Source organism: Rhodococcus sp. RCBS9 (assembly GCF_029457415.1).
GTDB classification, from domain to species: domain Bacteria; phylum Actinomycetota; class Actinomycetes; order Mycobacteriales; family Mycobacteriaceae; genus Rhodococcus_F; species Rhodococcus_F qingshengii.
Genome location: NZ_CP120422.1, coordinates 4,621,670 through 4,644,058, shown reverse-complemented (window position 1 = coordinate 4,644,058; position 22,389 = coordinate 4,621,670). Strand labels below are relative to the sequence as shown.

General features: G+C 61.6%; 35 protein-coding genes. 5 read left to right on the top strand and 30 right to left on the bottom strand.

The window, feature by feature from the left end; genetic code table 11:
- Positions 1 to 100: 100 nt before the first annotated feature.
- From rpsD to rpsJ, 29 genes are all read right to left on the bottom strand, one after another.
- On the bottom strand, positions 101 to 706 hold the full coding sequence (gene rpsD / locus P0M12_RS21755) for a 30S ribosomal protein S4 (protein WP_003940769.1): 606 nt from the start codon (positions 704 to 706) through the stop codon (positions 101 to 103).
- A gap of 22 nt (positions 707 to 728) precedes the next feature.
- Entirely contained in the window at positions 729 to 1,142 is a 414-nt protein-coding gene (rpsK, locus tag P0M12_RS21750; RefSeq protein ID WP_003940683.1) for a 30S ribosomal protein S11, read from the bottom strand.
- Positions 1,142 to 1,516 carry a 30S ribosomal protein S13 gene (rpsM, locus tag P0M12_RS21745; protein WP_003940834.1) on the bottom strand — a complete coding sequence of 125 codons (375 nt, stop codon included), beginning with the start codon at positions 1,514 to 1,516 and terminating at the stop codon, positions 1,142 to 1,144. The genes rpsK and rpsM overlap by 1 nt, the downstream gene beginning before the upstream one ends.
- A gap of 250 nt (positions 1,517 to 1,766) precedes the next feature.
- Positions 1,767 to 1,880: a 50S ribosomal protein L36 gene (gene rpmJ / locus P0M12_RS21740; RefSeq protein WP_003938068.1), complete on the bottom strand. Its 114-nt coding sequence runs from the start codon at positions 1,878 to 1,880 to the stop codon at positions 1,767 to 1,769.
- A 90-nt stretch (positions 1,881 to 1,970) separates the two neighbouring features.
- Positions 1,971 to 2,192, bottom strand: a complete 222-nt coding sequence (infA, locus tag P0M12_RS21735; protein WP_003418601.1) for a translation initiation factor IF-1 — start codon at positions 2,190 to 2,192, stop codon at positions 1,971 to 1,973.
- Between the two features lie 313 nt (positions 2,193 to 2,505).
- Positions 2,506 to 3,303 carry a type I methionyl aminopeptidase gene (gene map / locus P0M12_RS21730; protein ID WP_064112325.1) on the bottom strand — a complete coding sequence of 266 codons (798 nt, stop codon included), beginning with the start codon at positions 3,301 to 3,303 and terminating at the stop codon, positions 2,506 to 2,508.
- On the bottom strand, positions 3,303 to 3,848 hold the full coding sequence (locus tag P0M12_RS21725) for an adenylate kinase (RefSeq protein ID WP_003940868.1): 546 nt from the start codon (positions 3,846 to 3,848) through the stop codon (positions 3,303 to 3,305). The genes map and P0M12_RS21725 overlap by 1 nt, the downstream gene beginning before the upstream one ends.
- The gene (gene secY / locus P0M12_RS21720) at positions 3,845 to 5,164 is read right to left on the bottom strand and encodes a preprotein translocase subunit SecY (protein WP_003940773.1); all 1,320 of its coding nucleotides are present in this window, start codon (positions 5,162 to 5,164) and stop codon (positions 3,845 to 3,847) included. Before secY ends, P0M12_RS21725 begins: the two co-directional genes overlap by 4 nt.
- A gap of 276 nt (positions 5,165 to 5,440) precedes the next feature.
- Complete coding sequence (rplO, locus tag P0M12_RS21715; protein ID WP_003940829.1) at positions 5,441 to 5,884, bottom strand: 50S ribosomal protein L15; 444 nt, start codon at positions 5,882 to 5,884, stop codon at positions 5,441 to 5,443.
- Positions 5,885 to 5,886: 2 nt separating this feature from the next.
- On the bottom strand, positions 5,887 to 6,066 hold the full coding sequence (rpmD, locus tag P0M12_RS21710) for a 50S ribosomal protein L30 (protein ID WP_003940751.1): 180 nt from the start codon (positions 6,064 to 6,066) through the stop codon (positions 5,887 to 5,889).
- Positions 6,066 to 6,737: a 30S ribosomal protein S5 gene (gene rpsE, locus P0M12_RS21705; RefSeq protein ID WP_003940718.1), complete on the bottom strand. Its 672-nt coding sequence runs from the start codon at positions 6,735 to 6,737 to the stop codon at positions 6,066 to 6,068. The genes rpmD and rpsE overlap by 1 nt, the downstream gene beginning before the upstream one ends.
- 31 nt (positions 6,738 to 6,768) lie before the next feature.
- Positions 6,769 to 7,176: a 50S ribosomal protein L18 gene (rplR, locus tag P0M12_RS21700; RefSeq protein ID WP_003940996.1), complete on the bottom strand. Its 408-nt coding sequence runs from the start codon at positions 7,174 to 7,176 to the stop codon at positions 6,769 to 6,771.
- 1 nt (position 7,177) lies between these two features.
- Positions 7,178 to 7,717, bottom strand: a complete 540-nt coding sequence (gene rplF / locus P0M12_RS21695) for a 50S ribosomal protein L6 (RefSeq protein WP_003940970.1) — start codon at positions 7,715 to 7,717, stop codon at positions 7,178 to 7,180.
- Between the two features lie 14 nt (positions 7,718 to 7,731).
- Positions 7,732 to 8,130 carry a 30S ribosomal protein S8 gene (gene rpsH, locus P0M12_RS21690; RefSeq protein ID WP_003940873.1) on the bottom strand — a complete coding sequence of 133 codons (399 nt, stop codon included), beginning with the start codon at positions 8,128 to 8,130 and terminating at the stop codon, positions 7,732 to 7,734.
- 451 nt (positions 8,131 to 8,581) lie between these two features.
- Positions 8,582 to 8,767, bottom strand: coding sequence for a type Z 30S ribosomal protein S14 (locus P0M12_RS21685; protein WP_003940698.1), 186 nt, complete (start codon positions 8,765 to 8,767; stop codon positions 8,582 to 8,584).
- A 4-nt stretch (positions 8,768 to 8,771) separates the two neighbouring features.
- Positions 8,772 to 9,338, bottom strand: a complete 567-nt coding sequence (gene rplE / locus P0M12_RS21680) for a 50S ribosomal protein L5 (protein ID WP_003940924.1) — start codon at positions 9,336 to 9,338, stop codon at positions 8,772 to 8,774.
- Between the two features lies 1 nt (position 9,339).
- Positions 9,340 to 9,657: a 50S ribosomal protein L24 gene (gene rplX / locus P0M12_RS21675; protein ID WP_003941019.1), complete on the bottom strand. Its 318-nt coding sequence runs from the start codon at positions 9,655 to 9,657 to the stop codon at positions 9,340 to 9,342.
- Complete coding sequence (gene rplN, locus P0M12_RS21670) at positions 9,657 to 10,025, bottom strand: 50S ribosomal protein L14 (protein WP_003940951.1); 369 nt, start codon at positions 10,023 to 10,025, stop codon at positions 9,657 to 9,659. Before rplN ends, rplX begins: the two co-directional genes overlap by 1 nt.
- 346 nt (positions 10,026 to 10,371) lie before the next feature.
- Entirely contained in the window at positions 10,372 to 10,653 is a 282-nt protein-coding gene (rpsQ, locus tag P0M12_RS21665) for a 30S ribosomal protein S17 (RefSeq protein WP_003941020.1), read from the bottom strand.
- Entirely contained in the window at positions 10,650 to 10,886 is a 237-nt protein-coding gene (gene rpmC / locus P0M12_RS21660) for a 50S ribosomal protein L29 (protein WP_003940734.1), read from the bottom strand. The genes rpsQ and rpmC overlap by 4 nt, the downstream gene beginning before the upstream one ends.
- Positions 10,886 to 11,302: a 50S ribosomal protein L16 gene (gene rplP, locus P0M12_RS21655; RefSeq protein ID WP_003940899.1), complete on the bottom strand. Its 417-nt coding sequence runs from the start codon at positions 11,300 to 11,302 to the stop codon at positions 10,886 to 10,888. The genes rpmC and rplP overlap by 1 nt, the downstream gene beginning before the upstream one ends.
- A gap of 3 nt (positions 11,303 to 11,305) precedes the next feature.
- Positions 11,306 to 12,112, bottom strand: a complete 807-nt coding sequence (gene rpsC, locus P0M12_RS21650) for a 30S ribosomal protein S3 (protein ID WP_003941003.1) — start codon at positions 12,110 to 12,112, stop codon at positions 11,306 to 11,308.
- A complete protein-coding gene (gene rplV, locus P0M12_RS21645; RefSeq protein ID WP_003940717.1) occupies positions 12,112 to 12,516 on the bottom strand; it encodes a 50S ribosomal protein L22 in 405 nt (134 codons plus the stop codon). Before rplV ends, rpsC begins: the two co-directional genes overlap by 1 nt.
- Complete coding sequence (gene rpsS / locus P0M12_RS21640) at positions 12,513 to 12,794, bottom strand: 30S ribosomal protein S19 (protein ID WP_003940820.1); 282 nt, start codon at positions 12,792 to 12,794, stop codon at positions 12,513 to 12,515. The genes rplV and rpsS overlap by 4 nt, the downstream gene beginning before the upstream one ends.
- Positions 12,795 to 12,807: 13 nt before the next feature.
- A complete protein-coding gene (gene rplB / locus P0M12_RS21635; RefSeq protein WP_003940895.1) occupies positions 12,808 to 13,644 on the bottom strand; it encodes a 50S ribosomal protein L2 in 837 nt (278 codons plus the stop codon).
- 39 nt (positions 13,645 to 13,683) lie between these two features.
- Entirely contained in the window at positions 13,684 to 13,989 is a 306-nt protein-coding gene (gene rplW / locus P0M12_RS21630) for a 50S ribosomal protein L23 (protein WP_003940990.1), read from the bottom strand.
- A complete protein-coding gene (rplD, locus tag P0M12_RS21625) occupies positions 13,986 to 14,660 on the bottom strand; it encodes a 50S ribosomal protein L4 (protein WP_003940723.1) in 675 nt (224 codons plus the stop codon). Before rplD ends, rplW begins: the two co-directional genes overlap by 4 nt.
- A complete protein-coding gene (gene rplC, locus P0M12_RS21620; RefSeq protein ID WP_003940826.1) occupies positions 14,657 to 15,313 on the bottom strand; it encodes a 50S ribosomal protein L3 in 657 nt (218 codons plus the stop codon). The genes rplD and rplC overlap by 4 nt, the downstream gene beginning before the upstream one ends.
- 17 nt (positions 15,314 to 15,330) lie before the next feature.
- Positions 15,331 to 15,636, bottom strand: a complete 306-nt coding sequence (gene rpsJ, locus P0M12_RS21615; protein ID WP_003938093.1) for a 30S ribosomal protein S10 — start codon at positions 15,634 to 15,636, stop codon at positions 15,331 to 15,333.
- 552 nt (positions 15,637 to 16,188) lie between these two features.
- Between rpsJ and P0M12_RS21610 the strand changes: the two genes are divergently transcribed.
- The 5 genes from P0M12_RS21610 to P0M12_RS21590 all read left to right on the top strand — a co-directional run bounded on the left by P0M12_RS21610 (position 16,189) and on the right by P0M12_RS21590 (position 21,248).
- Positions 16,189 to 16,665 carry a hotdog fold domain-containing protein gene (locus tag P0M12_RS21610; RefSeq protein ID WP_277376803.1) on the top strand — a complete coding sequence of 159 codons (477 nt, stop codon included), beginning with the start codon at positions 16,189 to 16,191 and terminating at the stop codon, positions 16,663 to 16,665.
- A gap of 85 nt (positions 16,666 to 16,750) precedes the next feature.
- Positions 16,751 to 17,275, top strand: a complete 525-nt coding sequence (locus tag P0M12_RS21605) for a chorismate mutase family protein (RefSeq protein WP_042922406.1) — start codon at positions 16,751 to 16,753, stop codon at positions 17,273 to 17,275.
- The gene (gene pabB, locus P0M12_RS21600) at positions 17,272 to 19,356 is read left to right on the top strand and encodes an aminodeoxychorismate synthase component I (protein ID WP_277376801.1); all 2,085 of its coding nucleotides are present in this window, start codon (positions 17,272 to 17,274) and stop codon (positions 19,354 to 19,356) included. The genes P0M12_RS21605 and pabB overlap by 4 nt, the downstream gene beginning before the upstream one ends.
- An 8-nt stretch (positions 19,357 to 19,364) precedes the next feature.
- Positions 19,365 to 20,264: a prephenate dehydrogenase dimerization domain-containing protein gene (locus tag P0M12_RS21595; RefSeq protein ID WP_269614507.1), complete on the top strand. Its 900-nt coding sequence runs from the start codon at positions 19,365 to 19,367 to the stop codon at positions 20,262 to 20,264.
- A gap of 6 nt (positions 20,265 to 20,270) precedes the next feature.
- Positions 20,271 to 21,248, top strand: coding sequence for a diiron oxygenase (locus tag P0M12_RS21590; RefSeq protein ID WP_277376800.1), 978 nt, complete (start codon positions 20,271 to 20,273; stop codon positions 21,246 to 21,248).
- A 121-nt stretch (positions 21,249 to 21,369) separates the two neighbouring features.
- Here the strand turns inward: P0M12_RS21590 and P0M12_RS21585 are convergent, their stop codons facing one another.
- On the bottom strand, positions 21,370 to 22,227 hold the full coding sequence (locus tag P0M12_RS21585) for a glycosyltransferase family 2 protein (RefSeq protein ID WP_064073940.1): 858 nt from the start codon (positions 22,225 to 22,227) through the stop codon (positions 21,370 to 21,372).
- Positions 22,228 to 22,389: the final 162 nt, after the last annotated feature.

Below are 22,389 nucleotides of genomic sequence, written 5' to 3'. Positions count from 1 at the left end.
ACGTCCACTATTTGACGCCCACGATGGGAAAGGGCCTGCGGCCCTGTGAGTGGTTGAGGAGTCCGGAGACTCCTCAACCACTCACGGGGTGCGAAGCGCCTTACTTCGAGTAGTACTCGACGATGAGCTGTTCCTGCAGAGCGATGTCGATCTGCGCGCGCTCGGGAAGCTGGTGAACCAGGATCCGCAGACGCGAGCCGACAACCTGCAGCCACCCGGGAACCGGGCGATCGCCGACGGTCTCACGCGCAACCTGGAACGGAAGCGTGGAGAGCGACTTCTCCTTGACATCGATGATGTCGTACTGCGAGACGCGGTAGCTCGGGATGTCGACCTTCTTGTTGTTCACGAGAAGGTGACCGTGCGTGACCAGCTGACGTGCCTGACGGCGCGTGCGAGCGAGGCCTGCGCGGTACACGACGTTGTCGAGACGCGACTCGAGGATGCGAAGCAGGTTCTCGCCGGTCTTGCCGGGGCGGTTGTTCGCCTCCTTGTAGTACAGGCGGAACTGCTTCTCCATGACGCCGTAGGTGAAGCGAGCCTTCTGCTTCTCCTGCAGCTGGAGCAGGTACTCGCTCTCCTTGATACGCGCGCGGCCGTGCTGTCCGGGCGGGTACGGGCGACGCTCGAATGCCTGGTCGCCTCCAACGAGGTCGACGCGCAGACGACGCGACTTGCGGGTGATGGGTCCGGTATAACGTGCCATTTTCTTCTACCTATCCTTCCCGCTATACCCGACGCCGCTTGGGCGGACGGCAGCCGTTGTGCGGCTGGGGGGTTACATCGGAAATGGTGCCGACCTCGAGGCCAGCGGCCTGGAGGGAACGGATTGCGGTCTCGCGACCGGATCCCGGTCCCTTGACGAAGACGTCAACCTTCTTGACACCGTGCTCCTGCGCCTTACGGGCAGCGCTCTCAGCAGCAAGCTGAGCGGCGAAGGGAGTCGACTTACGCGAACCCTTGAAGCCGACGTGTCCCGAAGACGCCCAGGAAATGACATTTCCGGCGGGGTCCGTGATGGACACGATGGTGTTGTTGAAGGTGCTCTTGATATGAGCGGCGCCGTGCGGGATGTTCTTCTTATCCCTGCGACGCGTCTTCTGGGTCTTCTTCGGACCGGTGCTACGTGACTTCGGGGGCATTACTTCGCCTTCTTCTTGCCGGCAATGGTGCGCTTCGGACCCTTACGGGTACGGGCGTTGGTCTTGGTGCGCTGACCACGCACGGGCAGACCACGACGGTGGCGCAGGCCCTGGTAGCAGCCGATCTCGATCTTGCGACGGATGTCGGCCTGAACCTCGCGGCGAAGGTCACCCTCGACCTTGAGCGACTCCTCGATGTACTCGCGGAGCTTTGCCAGGTCCTCGTCCGAGAGGTCCTTGCTCCGGAGATCCGGGCTGACGCCGGTGGCGTCAAGGATTTCCTTGGAGCGGGTACGGCCGATGCCGTAGATGTATGTCAGTGCGATCTCCATGCGCTTTTCGCGAGGAAGATCAACACCAGAGAGACGTGCCATGTTGGCATTTCCTTATCGGTGTGCGGAGGTCTGCTCCCAGCCCTTCCCCTGTGCCTCTTGCCGAGTACCGACGCCCGAAGGCGCAGATGATCTCATCAACTAACTCAGTGGGGCCCCGGCCTCCGTGCCGGGGGTGAACCATTGTCCGACCTTGGCGATCGGTGAACGATCGCGTGGGGTCTCGTCAACAATGGCTGGTACTGGGAGGTCTTCTTTGCTTGTTGCCAAGCAGATCTTCGAAAAGCTAGATCTAGCCCTGACGCTGCTTGTGACGCAGGTTCTCGCAGATCACCATGACTCGACCGTTACGGCGAATCACTTTGCACTTCTCGCAGATCTTCTTGACGCTCGGCTGAACCTTCACGTCTTCTGATCTCCTGTTTTGTCGCAGCCCGCCGCGATGAACCGCGGCAGACATACTTCTCCCTGACCCAGGTCAGGTCCGGGAAGTTCGTTACTTGTAGCGGTAAACGATGCGTCCGCGCGACAAATCGTAGGGCGAGAGCTCTACGACAACGCGATCTTCCGGGAGGATGCGAATGTAGTGCTGACGCATCTTTCCGCTGATGTGGGCGAGGACCTTGTGGCCATTCTCGAGCTCAATGCGGAACATCGCATTGGGCAGCGGCTCGACTACTCGTCCTTCGACCTCGATGGCCCCGTCTTTCTTAGCCATATCCTCCGCGATCCGTTTGGTTTGGCATGCTTCGTGCATCGGCTTCCGTTACATTGGCACGCAATGGAAAGATCGTCGGCAGTTCGAAAGGCCTATCCCGGAGCGATCCGGGCGTAGGCACACGAACTATCGACGCGCATAGCGCACCGCCTAGCCATGTTACGCGATGTAAACGACCAGGCCAAATGCGCCTCCGGTCAGGGTGACGACGCACACCGCTCCCCCATCGAAAAAGTCCCAGCCTCGAAATGAGGCTGGGACTTCTCGAACGTGAATCATGCTCGCTGCCAACACTTGTCAGCGACTGTGTCGACTACTCCGGCCGGAGTGTCAGAATCCGCGGACCGTCTTCGGTCACTGCGACAGTGTGTTCCCAGTGCGCCGCACGGGACCCGTCGGTCGTCACAACGGTCCAGTCGTCGTCGAGAATCACCGTGTCGGTGGCGCCGAGCGTGAGCATCGGCTCAATCGCCAGGCACGATCCGACAACCAGTTCAGGACCCTTACCCGGGGCACCTTCATTGGCGAGGAACGGATCCATGTGCATTTCCCGGCCGATTCCGTGTCCGCCGTATCCGTCGACGATGCCGTAGGAACGACCGTGCAACTTCTCGGCGGCATGAGTACCGACCTCGATCGCGTGCGAAACATCCGTCAGACGGTTGCCGGCGATCATTGCCGCGATCCCGGCTTCCATAGAAAGCCGAGTGGCTTCGCTGAGCTCCTGATCGGCGACGCTGATCTCACCGACACCGAACGTCCAAGCGGAGTCACCGTGCCATCCGTCGAGGATCGCGCCACAGTCGATGGAAACCAGGTCGCCTTCAGCCAGGATGTCCTGAGCTGAAGGGATTCCGTGAACGACGCGATCGTTGACCGAAGAGCAGATCGAGCCGGTGAAGCCGTGGTACCCGAGGAACGAGGGCACGGCGCCGGCGTCACGAATGACGGATTCAGCGACCGCGTTCAATTCCAAAGTGCTGACACCGGGCTTCGCCGCAGCGCGAACCGCCACCAGAGCCGAACCCACGATCGCGCCGGCAGCAGCCATCGCGTCGAGTTCGCCCGCGGAGCGGAACGGAACAACCTTGCGTTTGCGCCCGAAGACCATTACTTACCCAACGCTGCCAGTGCGCGAGCGTTGACCTCTTCGACCTCGCCGATCGCGTCGACGGAGACGATGCTGTCCTTGTAGTAATCGAACAGCGGTGACGTCTCGTCGCGGTAGACCCGGAGTCGGTTGCGAATGACGTCCTCGGTGTCGTCTGCACGACCACGGGCGAGCATACGCTCGACCACGATGTCCTCGTCGACGACGAAGGAGAGGACACCGTCGAGCTTGGTGTCGAGATCCTTCAAGATTCCCTCGAGTGCCTGAGCCTGTTCGACCGAGCGCGGAAATCCGTCGAGAAGGAAACCGTTTGCTGCGTCCGGTTCTGCGACGCGAGCCTTCACCATGTCGTTGGTGATCGAGCTCGGTACGAGTTCGCCGGCGTCGATGTACTTCTTTGCTTCCACACCGAGAGCGGTGGCCTGACCGATGTTCGCGCGGAAGAGATCACCCGTGGAGATATGGGGAACGCCGAACTTCTCGGACAAGATAGCGGCCTGGGTGCCCTTGCCGGCACCGGGAGGACCAAGGAGGACAAGTCTCACTTGAGGAACCCTTCATAGTTACGCTGCATTAGCTGACTCTCGATCTGCTTCACGGTGTCCAGGCCGACGCTGACCATGATCAGCACCGCGGTGCCACCGAACGGCAGGTTCTGCGCGCCGCCGCCATTCCCGATGTCGAGGAACAGGTTGGGCAGAACAGCAATGGTGCCGAGGTAAATCGCACCCGGAAGGGTGATGCGACTCAGCACGTAGTTGAGGTAGTCCGCGGTCGGCTGACCGGGTCGGATACCGGGGATGAAGCCGCCGAACTTCTTCATCTCGTCGGCGCGCTCTTCGGGATTGAAGGTGATGGCGACGTAGAAGTACGTGAAGAAGACGATCAGGCCGAAGTAGATCGCGATGTACACCGGGTTGGCCGGATTCACCAGGTAGGTGTTGATGAGGCGCTGCCACCAACTGGGGTCGACCGCTGTACTGGCCGAAGTCAGCTGTGCAATCAAGTTCGGGAGGTACAGCAGTGAAGACGCGAAGATCACCGGGATGACGCCGGCCTGGTTCACCTTCAGAGGCAGGTACGTCGAGGATCCGCCGTACATCTTGCGTCCGACCATCCGCTTCGCGTACTGCACCGGGATACGACGCTGACCCTGCTCGACGAAGACGACACCGGCGATGATCAGCAGCGCTGCGAGGCAGACGAAGGCGAAGACCAGCGGACCACGGCTGTCGAGGATTGCCTTGCCCTCGCTCGGGATACGCGATGCGATACCGGCGAAGATGAGGAGGGACATACCGTTGCCGACGCCACGTTCGGTGATGACCTCGCCGAACCACATGACCATGGCAGCACCGGCAGTCATGACCAGCACGATGATGACAAGTCCGAAGATCGACTTGTCGGCGATGATGTCGTCACAGCCCTGGAGCAACTGTCCGCGTGCCGCAAGAGCGACGATGCCGGTCGACTGCAGGATTGCCAGAGCAATGGACAGGTAACGCGTGTACTGCGTCATCTTGGCCTGGCCGGACTGGCCTTCTTTCCGAAGTTCCTCGAACTTCGGAATCACCACGGTCAGGAGCTGCACGATGATGCTCGCCGTGATGTACGGCATGATGCCGATCGCAAAGATCGACATCTGCAGCAGAGCGCCGCCGGAGAACAGGTTGATCAGCGAGTAGATACCTGCTGAGTCACCGGAGTTGGCGATATCGATGCACTGACGCACACGGCCGTAGTCGACACCTGGGGACGGGATGAGAGCGCCGACCCGATACAGAGCCACCAAGCCGAGGGTGAAGAGGATCTTCCGCCTCAGGTCTGGGGTCCTGAGGGCCGAGACGAAGGCGGAAAGCAAAGATCCTCCTGGCACGACGGTAGGGAGACAGATCGTTTTGACCTGTCGAACTTTTGAACTCTAACAGTGAGCATTTGGGAACTAGGCGGGCAGACCACGAAAACCGGGTAAGCCGAAGATACATTTGCCACTCGGTGACCAGAATACTGGCCCGTCCGAGCATGCACGACCAATCTGTGACACGACCTCGTACCTGTGACACGACCTCGTAGACGCCGATGGCCGCACCGCAGCAAACGCTGCGCTGCGGCCATCGGACTAGCTACGCGTGATCACTCACAGCTCGGTGGCGGAACCACCGGCAGCAGCAATCTTTTCCTTGGCGGAACCGGTGAACTTGTCGACGGTCACCTGAACGGCAACTGTCAGTTCGCCGTCGCCCAGAACCTTGACGAGCTGGTTCTTGCGGACTGCGCCCTTGGCGACGAGATCCTCGACCGTGATTGCTCCACCTTCGGGGAACAGACGGGCGATGTCGCCGACATTGACGACCTGGTACTCGACGCGGAACGGGTTCGTGAAGCCCTTGAGCTTGGGCAGACGCATGTGAAGCGGCATCTGTCCACCCTCGAAGCCCACGCGCACGGTGTTACGTGCCTTGGTGCCCTTGGTACCGCGACCTGCGGTCTTACCACGCTTGCCGCCCTCACCGCGTCCAACACGAATCTTGTTGGACTTGGATCCCGGAGCGGGGCGCAGGTGGTGCAGTTTGATGGTCATGGTTAGACCTCCTCAACTGTTACGAGGTGGCGCACCACGTTGATCAGACCGCGGTTCTGTGCGTTGTCCTCACGAACAACGGTCTGACGGATGCCCTTGAGACCCAGCGTGCGCAGAGAATCCTTCTGGTTCTGCTTGGTCCCGATGATGCTCTTGATCTGAGTGACCTTGAGATCTGCCATTACTTCACACTCCCAGCAGCCTGTGCGCGAGCGCGAAGCATGCCGGCGGGTGCAACCTCTTCGAGGGTGAGGCCGCGGCGAGCCGCAACTTCCTCGGGACGCTGCAGACCCTTGAGCGCAGCAACGGTCGCATGCACGACGTTGATGGCGTTGTCGCTACCGAGCGACTTCGACAGGATGTCCGCGATACCAGCGCACTCCAGCACGGCGCGCACAGCGCCACCGGCGATAACACCGGTACCGGGGCTTGCCGGGCGAAGCATGACGATGCCGGCAGCAGCCTCACCCTGAACGGGGTGAGTGATGGTGTTGGCGATCATCGGGACGCGGAAGAAGCTCTTGCGAGCCTCCTCGACACCCTTCTGGATGGCCGCGGGAACTTCCTTGGCCTTTCCATAGCCGACGCCGACCAGTCCGTTGCCGTCTCCGACGATCACCAGAGCGGTGAAGCTGAAGCGACGACCACCCTTGACGACCTTGGAAACGCGGTTGATCGTGACAACGCGCTCGATGAACTGTGACTTCTCCGCAGCGTTTCCGCCACGGCCACCGTCGCGACGGTCACGGCCGCCACCACGGTTGTCCCCACGAGCGTTGCTGTTGTCACCGCTGTTGGGGCCATTCTGTCCGGCGGGTCCGCTTCCGCCGTCACGCCTTTGACGTCCCGGCATCAGGCTGTCCTTCCGTTGAAAATGTTGGTCATCAGAACTTCAACCCGCCTTCGCGAGCCGCGTCTGCCAGGGCCGCGATGCGACCGTGGTAGCCGTGTCCGCCGTGGTCGAAGACAACTGCTTCCACGCCGGCAGCCTTGGCGCGCTCGGCGATCAGCTGACCGACCTTCGCGCTCGCAGCCTTCTTGTCGCCTTCTGCCACGCGCACGTCTGCTTCGATGGTCGACGCGGAGGCCAGGGTGTGGCCGGCCAGGTCGTCCACGAGCTGGACGTGGATGTGGCGCGAGGACCGGTTGACGACCAAGCGGGGACGCTCGGGCGTGCCGGAGACCTTCTTGCGGAGACGGAAGTGACGACGCGTCTTCGAGAGACGACGCTTGGTGGACGCATCCTTGCCCAGCGGAATCCGCTTGGCTTTCTGGTTTGCAGTCTGGCTCATATCACTTACCCGTCTTTCCGACCTTGCGGCGGATCTGCTCACCCTCGTAACGCACGCCCTTACCCTTGTACGGGTCCGGACGACGGAGACGACGGATGTTGGCCGAGATCTGCCCGACCTTCTGCTTGTCGATGCCGGACACCGAGAACCGGGTGGGCGACTCGACGACGAAGGTGATGCCTTCAGGAGCCTCGATCGGCACCGGGTGGCTGAAGCCGAGCGCGAACTCGAGGTCCTTGCCCTTCAGTGCCACACGGTAACCAACACCGTGGATCTCCATCTTCTTCGTGTAACCCTCGGTGACACCGGTGATGATGTTCGCAACCAGGGTCCGCGACAGACCGTGCAGCGCGCGGCTACGACGCTCGTCGTCGGGGCGCGTGACGCTCAGCGAGCCGTCCTCTGCCTTTTCGATTGCGATGGGCTCGGAGATGGTCAGCGCGAGGGTGCCCTTGGGACCCTTGACGGTGACATCCTGGCCGCTGATCGTGACGTCAACGCCCGCGGGGACGGTGACCGGAATCTTTCCAATACGCGACATTGTGGTGGCCTCCCTTACCAGACGTAGGCGAGGACTTCCCCGCCTACTCCTTGATTGGCCGCCTGGCGATCGGTGAGCAGACCGGACGACGTGGAGATGATGGCCACGCCGAGGCCTCCGAGGACCTTGGGCAGGTTGGTGGACTTCGCGTAAACCCGGAGACCGGGCTTGGAAACGCGACGCACGCCGGCGAGGCTACGCTCGCGGCTGGGACCGTACTTCAGATCGACGATGAGGGTCTTGCCGACCTCTGCGTCTTCGGTACGGAAATCGGAGATGTAGCCCTCGCGCTTGAGGATCTCGGCGATGTTCGCCTTGATCTTCGAGTGGGGAAGCTTCACCTCATCGTGGTACGCCGTGTTGGCGTTGCGCAGACGCGTCAAGAAGTCTGCGATGGGGTCAGTCATGGTCATAGGTCGACCTCGACACCTTTCTCGCTGTGGTTCCCATGCAACACCGGACGAATCCGATCGTGGGCCTCCAGCAATTCGGCTGGGCCGTCCGACTTGTGTCAGACGGCGTAAGTTACCGCACCGAGCTGAACGCATGCGTCAGCCACGGCAACCGCTCTAGTGTAGGGAACTTTGGCGCAGGTGTCCACCGGGATCCCATGTCGCCTCCCCCACTGCCGCCCGAAGGATGCGATCGGGAAGCTATCGACGCACCCCGAAATCTGAACTGCTCGTTCGGCACCGAAGAACGACACCGACGAACGATGATCGCTTTCAACCAGAGTCGCAGCGGGGCAGTTCTTTTCAGGATCGGCACGATTCACATCTCGATGAAAACCACGAATGGGCGTGGGTTCCAAAGGAACCCACGCCCATTCACATGCGTGGTGTGACGAAGCCCAAGGGCCTCAGATCACCAAGAGCTCTTGCGAACTCCGGGAAGCTCGCCGGCGTGAGCCATCTCGCGAACGCAGATACGGCACAAGCCGAACTTGCGGAACACCGAGTGCGGGCGACCGCACCGCTGGCAGCGGGTGTAGGCGCGAACCGCGAACTTGGGCTTCTTGTTGGCCTTGTTGACCAATGCCTTCTTAGCCATGCGCTCAGTTCTCCTTGAACGGGAAGCCGAGGTGCTTGAGCAGTGCACGGCCTTCTTCGTTGTTGGTTGCGGTGGTCACGACGGTGATGTCCATGCCGCGGGGGCGATCGATCTTGTCCACGTCGATCTCGTGGAACATCGACTGCTCGTTGAGGCCGAACGTGTAGTTGCCGTTGCCGTCGAACTGGTTGCCCGAGAGACCGCGGAAGTCGCGGATACGGGGCAGAGCGACAGACACGAGGCGGTCCAGGAACTCCCACATGCGGTCACCACGGAGGGTGACGCGTGCACCGATGGGCATACCTTCGCGGAGCTTGAACTGCGCGATGGACTTACGTGCCTTGCGGATCTCGGGCTTCTGGCCCGTGATCAGCGACAGGTCATGGACAGCGCCGTTGATCAGCTTGGCGTCACGGGCGGCGTCGCCGACGCCCATGTTGACGACAACCTTGACGACGCCGGGGATCTGCATGACGTTCGAGTAGTCGAACTCGCTGTTGAGCGCGTCCTTGATCTCAGCGCGGTAGCGTGCCTTGAGGCGCGGCTGGACCTTGTTTTCGGTGGAGGTCATGTCAGATGTCCTTCCCGTTCTTCCGGGAAATCCGAACGCGCTTGCCGGACTCTTCGTCGGTGCGGTAGCCCACGCGGGTGGGGTTTCCGTCCGAGTCGACGACTGCAACGTTGGAAACGTGGATCGGGGCTTCCTGCGTGACGATGCCGCCGGAGGATGCTCCGCGCTCGTTCGCGGAAACCGCGGTGTGCTTCTTGATTCGGTTCACGCCTTCGACGAGGACCTTGTCGGTCGCGGGGTAGGCCTGAATGACCTTGCCCTTCGCGCCCTTGTCCTTGCCGGCGATGACCAGAACGGTGTCACCCTTGTGCACCTTCATCACAGCACCTCCGGGGCAAGCGAAACGATCTTCATGAACTTCTTCTCGCGCAGCTCACGGCCGACGGGTCCGAAGATGCGGGTTCCACGGGGATCACTGTCAGCCTTGATGAGCACTGCAGCGTTCTCGTCGAACTTGATGTAGGAACCGTCCGGACGACGGCGCTCCTTGGTCGTGCGAACGATGACGGCCTTGACGACCTCACCCTTCTTGATGTTTCCACCGGGGATTGCGTCCTTGACGGTGGCGACGATGACGTCACCGATCCCGGCGTAGCGACGTGACGAACCGCCGAGAACGCGGATGCAAAGGATTTCCTTGGCACCCGTGTTATCAGCGACGCGAACTCGCGACTCCTGCTGAATCACTTGATCTCCCTAGACCTGGAATTTCGTGCGCAACGGATTACCGACCCGGTGCGCGCGGTCATTGTTGCCACCTGCGTCGTGTCTGAGCTGCAGTCCCACCGACTGACGTCGGGAGACGATCACTGCAAGCACCGTTCGAGCTGCGCACGTGAAGACACACCTCTGCCACAGGCAACCGTTCTATTGTAGGGAAGGGTTCACCGAATACCAAATCAGCCGTACTCGACGCAACTCGAACCCTTCGCCCGGAAAGCCCCGAAAGCCCCCGGAAAGCCGAATGGCCCACTCCCCCAAGGGGAAGCGGGCCATTCGGTGATACTCGATCAGCTCGAGGATTCGATCAGGCTTACTTGGCCTTTTCGAGGACCTCGACCAGACGCCAGTGCTTCGTCGCGGACAGCGGACGGGTTTCCATCAGCTGAACGCGGTCGCCGACGCCGGCAACGCCGTTCTCGTCGTGCGCCTTCACCTTGGTCGTACGGCGGATGATCTTGCCGTAGAGCTTGTGCTTGACGCGGTCTTCGAGCTCGACCACGATCGTCTTTTCCATCTTGTCGGACACGACGTATCCGACACGGACCTTACGGCTCGCGCGCTCTTCTGTGCTCACTGCTTTTTCCTCACTCATGCCGCGTCACCTGCATCCGGACCCACAGCGAGTCCGAGCTCACGCTCACGCAGGACGGTGTAGATGCGCGCGATCTCGTGACGAACGGTGCGCAGTCGTCGGTTGTTGTCCATCTGGCCGGTAGCCATCTGGAAACGAAGGTTGAAAAGCTCTTCCTTCGACTCACGGAGCCGGGTGACCAGCTCGTCTTCACTGAGCTCGCGGAGCTCTGCTGCTGGGGTTCCAGTAGCCATCAGAACTGCTCCTCTCTGGTCACGATCCGGCACTTGCACGGGAGCTTGTGCATCGCGCGGCGCAGGGCCTCACGAGCAATCTCCTCGTTGGGGTATGTCATCTCGAACAGAACGCGTCCGGGCTTGACGTTGGCAATCCACCACTCGGGCGAACCCTTACCGGAACCCATTCGGGTTTCGGCCGGCTTCTTCGTGAGGGGGCGATCCGGGAAGATGTTGATCCAGATCTTGCCGCCACGCTTGATGTGCCGAGTCATGGCGATACGAGCGGACTCGATCTGCCGGTTGGTGATGTAGGCAGGCTCGAGAGCCTGGATGCCGTAGTCACCGAAGGTCACCTGGGTACCGCCCTTGGCGGCACCCGAACGGCTCGGGTGGTGCTGCTTGCGGTGCTTGACCCGCCGTGGGATCAACATGCGTCAGCCCTCCTGATTCTGTTCAGTTGCGGGAGCATCGGCGGTTGCGGTCGCTGCGCGGCCGGCCTCGGTGCTGGTCGCAGTGGTACCGGTGGCACCGGAACGACGCGGACGGCTCGGACGCTCACGACGCGGGCGATCCCCGGCCGGTGCGGCCGTGTTGGCGGCGAGCTCACGCTTGCCACCGACGATGTCGCCCTTGTAGATCCAGACCTTGACGCCGATGCGACCGAAGGTGGTCTTGGCCTCGTAGAGGCCGTAGTCGATGTCCGCACGAAGCGTGTGCAGCGGCACACGGCCTTCGCGGTAGAACTCCGACCGGGACATCTCGGCGCCGCCGAGACGACCGGAGCACTGAACGCGGATTCCCTTGACGTTGGGCTGACGCATGGCCGACTGGATGGCCTTGCGCATTGCACGACGGAAGGCAACGCGGTTCGAGAGCTGCTCGGCCACACCCTGTGCGACGAGCTGTGCTTCAGCTTCTGCGTTCTTGACCTCGAGGATGTTCAGCTGAACCTGCTTGCCGGTCAGCTTCTCGAGCTCGGAGCGGATGCGATCGGCTTCGGCGCCGCGGCGGCCGATGACGATGCCCGGACGTGCAGTGTGGATGTCCACGCGAACACGGTCACGGGTGCGCTCGATTTCGACCTTCGCGATTCCTGCGCGCTCCATGCCGGTGGCGAGGAGCTTACGGATCGCGACGTCTTCCTTGACGTACTCCGCGTACTGCTTGTCTGCGTACCAGCGAGACTTCCAGTCGGTGGTGATGCCGAGACGGAAGCCGTGCGGGTTGATTTTCTGGCCCACTACTGAGCACTTCCCTTCCGGCGATTACGGGTCGATGTTCCGGTCTTCGGCAGGCTCTCCACGATCACGGTGATGTGACTGGTGCGCTTGCGAATACGGAACGCACGTCCCTGTGCACGCGGCTGGAACCGCTTGAGGGTCGCGCCCTCGTCCACGAACGCCGTAGCAACGACAAGCGTGCTGGGGTCGAGGTCGAGGTTGTTCTCGGCGTTGGCTGCTGCGGAGGCGATCACCTTGGCGACCGGCTCGCTCGCTGCCTGCGGCGCGAACTTCAGGATGTTCAGGGCGTCTTCAACCGAGCGCCCGCGGACCAGGTCCACAACTCGACGTGCCTTCATCGGCGTAACGCGAACGTGCTTCGCTACAGCCTTGGCAGTCGGGTTGGCGGTTTCGGTGTTGCTCATCGCCTCTTCGCCTTCCGATCATCCTTGATGTGACCCTTGAACGTGCGGGTCGGTGCAAACTCTCCGAGCTTGTGTCCGACCATGGAGTCGGAAACGAACACGGGGACGTGCTTGCGGCCGTCGTGAACTGCAAACGTGTGGCCGATGAAGTCCGGGATGATTGTCGAACGACGGGACCAGGTCTTGATGACCTGCTTGGTTCCCTTTTCGTTCTGTACATCCACCTTCGCGAGGAGGTGGTCATCGACGAACGGGCCCTTCTTAAGGCTGCGTGGCATCCTTCACTCCCTCCTAGCGCTTGTTCTTGCCGGTGCGGCGGCGACGGACGATCATCTTGTCGCTTGCCTTGTTCTTGCGGGTACGGCCTTCAGGCTTACCCCACGGGCTGACCGGGTGGCGTCCACCTGAGGTCTTGCCCTCGCCGCCACCGTGCGGGTGGTCGACCGGGTTCATCACGACACCACGAACGGTCGGGCGCTTGCCCTTCCAACGCATACGGCCGGCCTTGCCCCAGTTGATGTTCGACTGCTCGGCGTTGCCGACCTCGCCGACGGATGCGCGGCAGCGCACGTCGACGCGACGGATTTCACCGGAAGGCATACGCAGCGTGGCGTAGCTGCCTTCCTTACCGAGGAGCTGGATGCTGGCGCCTGCGGAACGAGCCATCTTGGCTCCGCCGCCGGGACGCAGTTCCACACCGTGGATGGTGGTACCAGTCGGGATGTTGCGCAGCGGCAGGTTGTTGCCCGGCTTGATGTCGGCGCCTGCACCGGACTCGACCGGTGAACCCTGCACCAGGCCCTTGGGGGCGATGATGTAGCGCTTCTCACCGTCTGCGTAATGCAGGAGTGCGATGTTTGCTGTGCGGTTGGGGTCGTACTCGATGTGAGCGACCTTTGCCGGGATGCCGTCCTTGTCGTTGCGACGGAAATCGATCAGTCGGTATGCACGCTTGTGTCCGCCACCCTTGTGACGGGTGGTGATACGACCGTGTGCGTTACGTCCACCGCGACCGTGCAGCGGGCGAACCAGCGACTTCTCGGGGGTCGACCGAGTGATCTCGGCGAAGTCCGAGACGCTCGAGCCACGACGGCCCGGTGTTGTCGGCTTGTACTTACGGATTGCCATGAGTCTTCTCGTCCTCTATGTCTCGTCAAGTCCCGGCGCTTACGCGACCGGTCCTCCGAAGATCTCGATGGGCTTGCTGTCAGCGGACAGGGTCACGAGCGCGCGCTTGGTGTCCTTGCGCTTGCCGTAACCGAATCGGGTCCGCTTACGCTTGCCCTGACGGTTGGCGGTGTTGACGCTGGTCACCTTGACGCCGAAGACCTTCTCGACGGCAATCTTGATCTGCGTCTTGTTCGAGTCCGGGTGCACCAGGAAGGTGTAGGTGCCTTCCTCGATCAGTCCGTAGGACTTCTCGGAGATGACCGGAGCGAGCAGGATGTCGCGGGGGTCAGCGATGGTGCTCACTTGGCGTCCTCCTTGTTCTGAGCGCTCTCTGCGGGCCCGTGGATGAACGCGTTGAGTGCCTCGACGCTGAACACGACATCGTCTGCATTGAGCACGTCGTAGGTGTTGAGCTGGTCGGGTGCAATGGGATGCACGCCTTCCAGGTTCTGCACGCTCTTCCAAGCGGCTACATCCTGGCGACCCACGACGAGCAGCAGCTTCTTGCGATCCGAAATCTCGCCGAGGAACGCGATAGCGCCCTTGGTCGAAGGCGTCTGCCCTGCAACCAGTTCGGTGATGACGTGGATGCGCTCGTTGCGTGCGCGGTCAGAGAGGGCTCCGCGAAGAGCGGCTGCCTTCATCTTCTTGGGGGTGCGCTGGCTGTAGTCACGCGGCTGCGGGCCGTGAACGGTTCCGCCGCCGACGAACTGCGGTGCGCGAGTCGAGCCCTGGCGTGCGCGGCCGGTGCCCTTCTGGCGGTACGGCTTCTTGCCACCGCCGCGGACGTCGCCGCGGGTCTTGGTGGAGTGGGTTCCCTGACGAGCAGCTGCGAGCTGCGCGACGACAACCTGATGGAGAAGCGCGATGTTGGCCGGAGCGTCGAAGATCTCAGCGGGGAGATCGACGGTGCCGTTGGTCTTGCCGCCGGCGACCTTGACGTCCAGGGTCAACTTGGTCTCGGTGCTGGTCATGCCCGTGCACCACCCTTCACTGCACTCTTGACGATCACGAGGCCGCCCTTGCGGCCGGGGATCGCACCCTTGATCAGCAGCAGGCCGTTCTCTGCATCCACCTTGTGGACCGAGAGGTTCTGCGTCGTGATGCGGTCGCTACCCATGCGTCCGGACATGCGCATGCCCTTGAACACGCGGCCGGGAGTTGCACAGCCACCGATGGAGCCCGGGCGGCGGTGAACAGCCTGGGTACCGTGCGACGCGCCCTGTCCCTTGAAGCCGTGACGCTTCATGGTTCCGGCGAAGCCCTTGCCCTTGCTGGTTCCGGTGACGTCGACGTATGCGCCGTCCTCGAAGACCTCGGCGGTGAGCTCCTGGCCGACCTCGTAGTCGGAGGTGTCCGCAACGCGGAGCTCCACTACGTGGCGACGCGGGGTCACACCAGCCTTGGTGAACTGGCCGGAAGTCGGCTTGTTCACCTTGCGCGGGTCGATGGCGCCGAACGCGAGCTGAACGGCGCTGTAGCCGTCACGCTCTTCGGTACGGATCTGGGTTACGACGTTCGGCCCAGCCTTCACGACGGTGACCGGGACAACCCGGTTGTTCTCGTCGAAGACCTGGGTCATGCCGAGCTTGGTGCCCAGGATTCCCTTGATCTTGGTATCAGTCATTGTTTTTGTCTCCGCCGTCACTGAATGTTCACGTCGACACTGGCCGGAAGGTCGATGCGCATGAGCGCGTCAACCGTCTTCGGCGTCGGGTCGAGAATGTCGATCAGCCGCTTGTGAGTACGCATCTCGAAGTGCTCGCGCGAGTCCTTGTACTTGTGCGGCGAGCGGATGACGCAATATACGTTCTTCTCGGTCGGCAACGGCACAGGTCCAACGACGCGGGCACCCGTACGGGTTACCGTCTCGACGATCTTGCGCGCTGACGCGTCGATCGCCTCGTGGTCGTAGGCCTTGAGCCTGATGCGGATCTTTTGTCCCGCCACGCTTAGTGTCCTTTTCTTGCCGCGTTTCGTAGCCCGCCTGGTCAGGCTCGAGCTACCTCGTCTGCACAGTCCTTGCCTGGACGATGACACGACGAACACTGAAGCGATCGGGACCAAGTCCAAGTTCTCGGGAGTACCGAGATTCGGATCGAGATCAGGATCTGCTGCCGCTGTTCGTTTGTCATTGTTCTCCGGTACACGCGGTCGGGCGTGTCGCCTTCTCACTCATCCTGCGCCGGACAATCTTTCGATTATCTGGCACGTGATGCGTACCGGACGTGTTCGATGTCGAACACAAAGTAGGTACTGCTGCCGTCCTGCATTACTTCTCGTCTTGCATGGTCACAGTCGTTGACCCGATTACCCTGACGGGATCTGCGATCGATCGTCTGTGACGTCTTACCCTTACCCGATCACGGCCGCAATCGACCGCGTCCCGGACAAGGCAACCCGACCAGTATGCCGTACCTGGCCCAAATCCTCAACTCCCCCGAACTGCCTTTTCCGAGTGAGCTGCGCGACAACAACCTTACTCAGAAGTAAGATACGCCTATGACTACCTCCAGCCCTACCTATCGCGGATGGCAGAAATTGCCGGACAACTCCCTCGGACATGCAGTTTTCTCGGCGGCGATGTCCATTCGCGTGCCCTATTTCGCCTCTGTTCTCCCCCGGGTGACCAAGTTGGAACCAGGGCTCTGCGAGGTCCGCTCCCCCAAATGGTGGGGCGTCCACAACCATCTCGGCACTTTTCACGCGATCGCTGCCTGCAACCTCGCGGAGGTCGCGATGGGCATGCTGAGCGAAGCGACGGTTCCGAACTCCCACCGCTGGATCCCCAAGTCGATGAAGGTCGACTACCTCGCCAAGGCCGAGACCGGCCTGCGGGCGGTCGCCCGACTCGAGACTTTGCCGGACTTCGCGGCGATCGAGAGTGGCACGGAACTTCTCGTTCCCATCTCGATCTTCGACCGGGGCGGCAAGGAAGTAGTCCACGCCGAAATCACCACCTGGGTCTCCCCCAAGTAGGCACTCACGAACCCGCCTGCATCGCAACCTGATTCGCCCGCCAAACAGGTTTCGCAGAATTAGGCACCACCGCAGGTTTCGGCGAATGACGATCGTGGAACACCTCCCCGAACGGCGATGGTCGGTCGGGGTGCCGGTGTCCGGAGGTGGGTTGCGTTCCGGGCACCACATTGTCGACCTCGCGTCACGCCGAGCACCGGGAGGCCTCGTGGAAGAGTTCTTGACCACAACGAGTTCCGAAGCAGGCACGCAGACCTCGTCGTATCCGGACGAGGCCGAGGGATTGGACAGCTTCCGGCGCGACCTCGACGCCATCGACGCTCTACTTCTCGAGACGGTGCGGCAGCGGCTGGAACTCTGCCTGCGCATCGGCGAGTGGAAGCGCTCCCGCGAGGTTCCGATGATGCAACCCGGCCGCGTGCGCGTCGTGCAGGAGCGGGCGCGTGAATTCGCTCGTAGACACGACCTCTCTCCTGACTTCTTCAACGCCCTGTACGAGCTGATGATTGCCGAGACCTGTCGACTCGAAGACCTGGTGATCAACGCACCTGTTGAGGAGGAGGACACTGTTCGGGAATCCGTCGGACCGAGATCAGGATCATCGACATGAGTTCCCGCACCCTTCTGGTGGACAATTACGACTCGTTCACCTACAACCTGTTCACCCTGTTGACCGAGGTCAACGGGGTTGTGCCGACCGTGGTCCGCAACGACGCGGATTGGGATTCCCTCGATCTCGCGTCGTACGACAACGTGGTCATCTCCCCAGGTCCCGGCCGGCCGGATCGCGACCGTGATTTCGGAATCAGCCGCCGTTTCATCGAAGAAGCGCCTCTCCCACTTCTCGGTGTCTGTCTCGGCCACCAGGGCCTGTGCGAGTTGTTCGGCGCGGACGTGGTGGTTGCGCCCGTACCGATGCACGGCCGAATTTCGCTGATCGATCACGACGGCTCGGGCATTTTTGCCGGACTTCCGTCGCCGTTCCGAGCTGTTCGCTACCACTCGTTGACCGTCGAGAATCTGCCGAACGCCTTCGTTCGTACCGCGTGGACGTCCGACGGTCTGCTCATGGGTGTCCGGCACCGGACCAAGCCGATGTGGGGCGTTCAGTTCCATCCGGAGTCCATCAGCACCGAGTTCGGCATAGATTTGCTCGCGAACTTCCGCGATCTGTCCGTGGGACGCACTCTGGATTCGGTGATCCGACCCGAACCTGCTCCGCAAACACCCGACCTGCGGCCGGCGATCAACTACGACGTCGACGACGTGATTCTCGATTTTGCAGTGGACCCGTCGGCGGCCTATGCAGCACTGTTCGCCGACGGCACGAACGCGTTCTGGCTGGACCGCGCGGCAACCGCAGAGCCGAGTGCGCGCTTTTCGATTCTCGGCGATTCGTCGGGGCCGCTGGCTGAGTTCATCACGTACGACGTGCAAGCCGAGGTACTGACTGTCAGCCGAAAAGGCTTGTCCGACGAGCACATTCGAGTTCCGTTCTTCGATTACTTGGACGCACAACTCGCGACGCGCTTCGTGCCCTCCCATCCGGAACTCGACTTCAACCTCGGCTACGTGGGCTACCTCGGCTACGAACTGAAAGCACAGACCGGAGGAAGGGCAGTCCATCCGGCACCCACTCCTGATGCTGCTCTGGTGTTTGCCGACCGCGCCGTCGTCATCGATCACACCGCGGGCCGCACTCACGTTTTGAGGTTGCGCGAGAAAGTCCGCGACGCCGGCTATGACGATTGGCTCGAATCGACCGTCGACACCTTGGCGCGGATCGGCGCGGACCTTCCGGAACGCACCCCGGTTCCGCTGATCAGCGACACCGTCTGGACGCAGGCTCGCCTTCGGCATGATCGCGATCAGTACCTGTCGTTGATCGGAACGGCCCTCTCGGAGATCCGGGCGGGTGAGTCCTACGAGGTGTGTCTGACCAACATGGCGAGCGTCGACGAGACGATCGATGCACAGCAGGCGTTCGAGTATCTGCGCTCGATCAATCCGACGCCGTACAGCGCACTTCTCGACTTCACCGGCATCTCGGTGGTCTCGGCCTCGCCTGAGCGGTTCCTTCGTGTCGACTCGGCCGGCAACGTCGAGTCCAAGCCGATCAAAGGGACCCGCCCGCGCGGCGTCACCCGAGCGCGTGATGCTGCCCTACGGCAGGACCTGCTCGACAGCGAGAAGGACCGCGCCGAGAACCTGATGATCGTGGACCTCACCCGCAACGACCTCACCAAGGTCTGCGTTCCGGGAAGTGTCCACGTTCCGAGGCTGTTCGCGATCGAGTCGTACTCGTCCGTTCACCAAATGGTGTCGACGGTGCGCGGACACCTGAGTCCGGGGTCGTCGGCGGTGGACTGTGTGCGTGCCGCGTTCCCCGGTGGATCGATGACCGGCGCCCCGAAGGTACGGACGATGGAGATCATCGACCGTCTCGAATCCGGCCCTCGTGGGGTCTACTCGGGATCGATCGGGTACTTCGCGCTCGGTGGCGCCGCGGACCTCTCGATCGTGATCCGGTCGCTGGTCTGTACCGAGAGCGGCGTGACCTTCGGAATCGGCGGTGCCATCACAGCGTTGTCCGATCCGGAAGAAGAATTCGACGAGACCACGGTCAAGGCGTCCACGCTGCTCCGTGCGCTCGACGCGGTGTCCTCGCGGGTCCTCGAGTACGGCGGGTAGATCCAGCCATGACGGCGTCATCAGGCACAGCGACGGTTGTCGGCGGGCTGGGTGCCGTCGGATCCATGTTCGTCGAACTGCTTCGCGCCGGGGGGTCGACCGTCACCGTCGTCGACCCAGCAGGCAGCGATCCCGACGGAGATGTAGTCGTCGGAGACATCACGAAACCCAGTGAGCAAGTCCTCGCGCACGTGGAGTCCTCGCGCATCATCGTGCTCGCGGTTCCCGAACAGGTCGCTCTAGCCGCACTACCGAGCCTTCGGACATCCGGCGCTCTCGTTGTGGACACGCTGTCGGTCAAATCGCGGATGGACGCAGCAATCGCCGACGCCGGCCGAGAAGGGGAGTTCCTCGGACTCAACCCCATGTTCCGTCCGTCGCTCGGGCCGCGCGGTCGGGCCGTCATCGCAGTGCCGTACGTCGGCGGTCCGCAGTCCGACAGATTCCTCGACGTCGTGCGCTCGTGGGGCGCGTCGGTCGCGGTGATGGACGCCGATCGTCACGACCGGTTGGCTGCGGCCACCCAGGTTCTGACACACGCGTCGGTGCTGGCTTTCGGCGTTGCCCTGGCCGAACTCGGAGTTTCCGCGGACGAACTCCTCGCGGTCGCCCCTCCCCCGCATCGGGCCTTGCTCGCGCTCCTGGCGCGTGTAGCCGGCGGCGAACCGGAGGTGTACTGGGACGTACAAGCGGGCAATCCGTACGCAGGTGCGACACGAAAAGCACTGTTCGATGCCACCGCACAGGTGGACAGGGCGGCCGAGACCCTCGGCGACTTCACGACGCTGATGAAAACCGCCGACGCAGCGCTCGACAATCGCTCAGGCGAATTGAACGCGGAGTGCCAGAGCTTGTTCGATCGCATTTCCGAAGGGCACGGAGAGATCGCCGAAGGGCACAGAGAGTAGGGCACGATGAGACCTGGAGTGAGTCCGCCCAGCCTCCCGGAGTACGACGCCTCCGATCCGGTCGAGAGTGCAATCGTCCGCCGCCTTGCGAGCAATTGGGCGCGCCGGGCAACCGTGAAGAAGGCGGAACCGGAACTGGACGATCTCTTCGATTCGTCGCTGTCCGACTACCCCGAAGCACTTCTCCCGTTCGCGGAGCATCCGACCTACCTGGCATTGAGCCCCGAGCAGAAGCAACGCCTGCAAGCCTGGGCATGGATCGCGTTCAACAAGAACGTCATGGACATCGAGAAGTACGTCGTCAATCCCGGCTTCGACGTTCTCGCCGAAGACCGACTCGGCGTCGGTCTCGGAGATTGGGCTGCAGTGGCGGTCAATCAGGCGATGGTCGACGAGCAATATCACACGCTCATGCACTTCAATGCCAGTTCAGCGACCCGTCGAGGCAGGGGCTGGGGGCTGCCGGCGAAGGCACTGCCAGACGTCCTGACGGTCCGCACGCGGGCGCAAGCTCTCGACGCAGCCGAGGGGCCTCGCAAGATTGCCCTGACACAGTTGGCGTTCATGACCGTCGCCGAGGTGTCGATCACCGCATACCTCGACCTGATCTCGGACGATCCGGGCGTTCAGTCGATCAACCGCGCGACAATCCGGTTGCACGCTCGCGACGAGTACTGCCATGCCTCGATTGCCGGGGAACTGGCGGTGCTGGTCTGGGATTCCCTGGGTGGTGGAGATCGCAGCTATCTACTCGAAGGTTTCGAGGACGCAATGCGTGCGTTCAGCGGGACCGACTTCGGCGCGTGGCGAGCAATCATGGAAATTGAAGCCATACCTGGAGGACGGAAGATGCTCGACGATGTCGCATTGGAACCGCACAACGAACTGTTCGTGCAGGACTACAGTGGAATAACGTCCCTGCTCCAAAAGCTGCAAGTTACACCAGAAGTAACAATCGCTGCAGATAAATATTCTGCCAGTTAATCCCGTGCAATAAAAGAAATAGTTCGCAACGAACGAGAACCAGCAATAGTCCGCAATTATCGGGCACTCCCGATTTTTCAGCTAGACACGAGCGTTCTCGAATAAATACCGGACGGATTTATCAAGAAAAGACGGGAAGATCCCGCGCCCGCTGCCTCCGACCCAAGACCCGAGACGAGAGTTGTCCGGAATCCTTGTCATAAATTCGATAAAGAGGCCACAAGATTGCATGCAGAATACTGTCTGCTGCAATCAAGAATGTTAACTTCCAATTCGATACACCATGATGCTCGAGGGTTTTCTTCGATGCTCGATTATATCGTGCATACACTCGCGGCGAACTAACTCCACGTCTACCCGAAACCTTTGCGGCCATGCTCGAGATCTGCCCCACTGCGCAACGAACATGCGCCATGCAGAGGGATAGATCGATATCCTCATGAATGTCGGTTCGATCGCTGACCGCACCCCTAACGGCCAACCAAGCCGACCGACGCATCGCCATGTTACTGCCTGGAACTGCAACAACGGGCCGAACCGCCCCCTGAGCCCCGCGACCGAGTCGCCAATTCGTCCATCGGCGCTGAAGGCCGGCGATCGGAGATTCATAAAGGTAAGTCAGGCCAGTTACGCCCGAGAAATCGTCGCGACGCTCGAAGAATTCGTGAACCGCAACGGCCCAGTCTTCCCCCACGATCGTATCCGCGTCGATACGTCCGATAATTTCTCCACTCGCCGCGTCAAACCCTTTGTTTCTCGCATGCACCACCCCGGGGCGGGATTCTTTGAGAAGCCGAACCTTGGGACAACTACTTTGATACTTCTCGATCAACTCGGAAGTGTTGTCCGAGGAATTATTGTCAACGATGATGATTTCGTCGACATATTCACCTTGAGCAATGAGCGCTTCGATGCACGTTTCGATGTATTCAGATTCATTAAAAGCCGGAACAACCACCGACAACGTCGCGTTCGCCATTTCCCAACGGTATCGCGAATCTCTCCACAAGACATCGAGCAGCGGGCCCAGGGGACCAACCGGAAGGAATCGGGGGACTTTCGTCACCGGTCAAATCAAAGACCTCCGGTCCGCGCAACCGAATACCCACCTGCGCAGATGCGCTGAAAATCTATTTGGTCA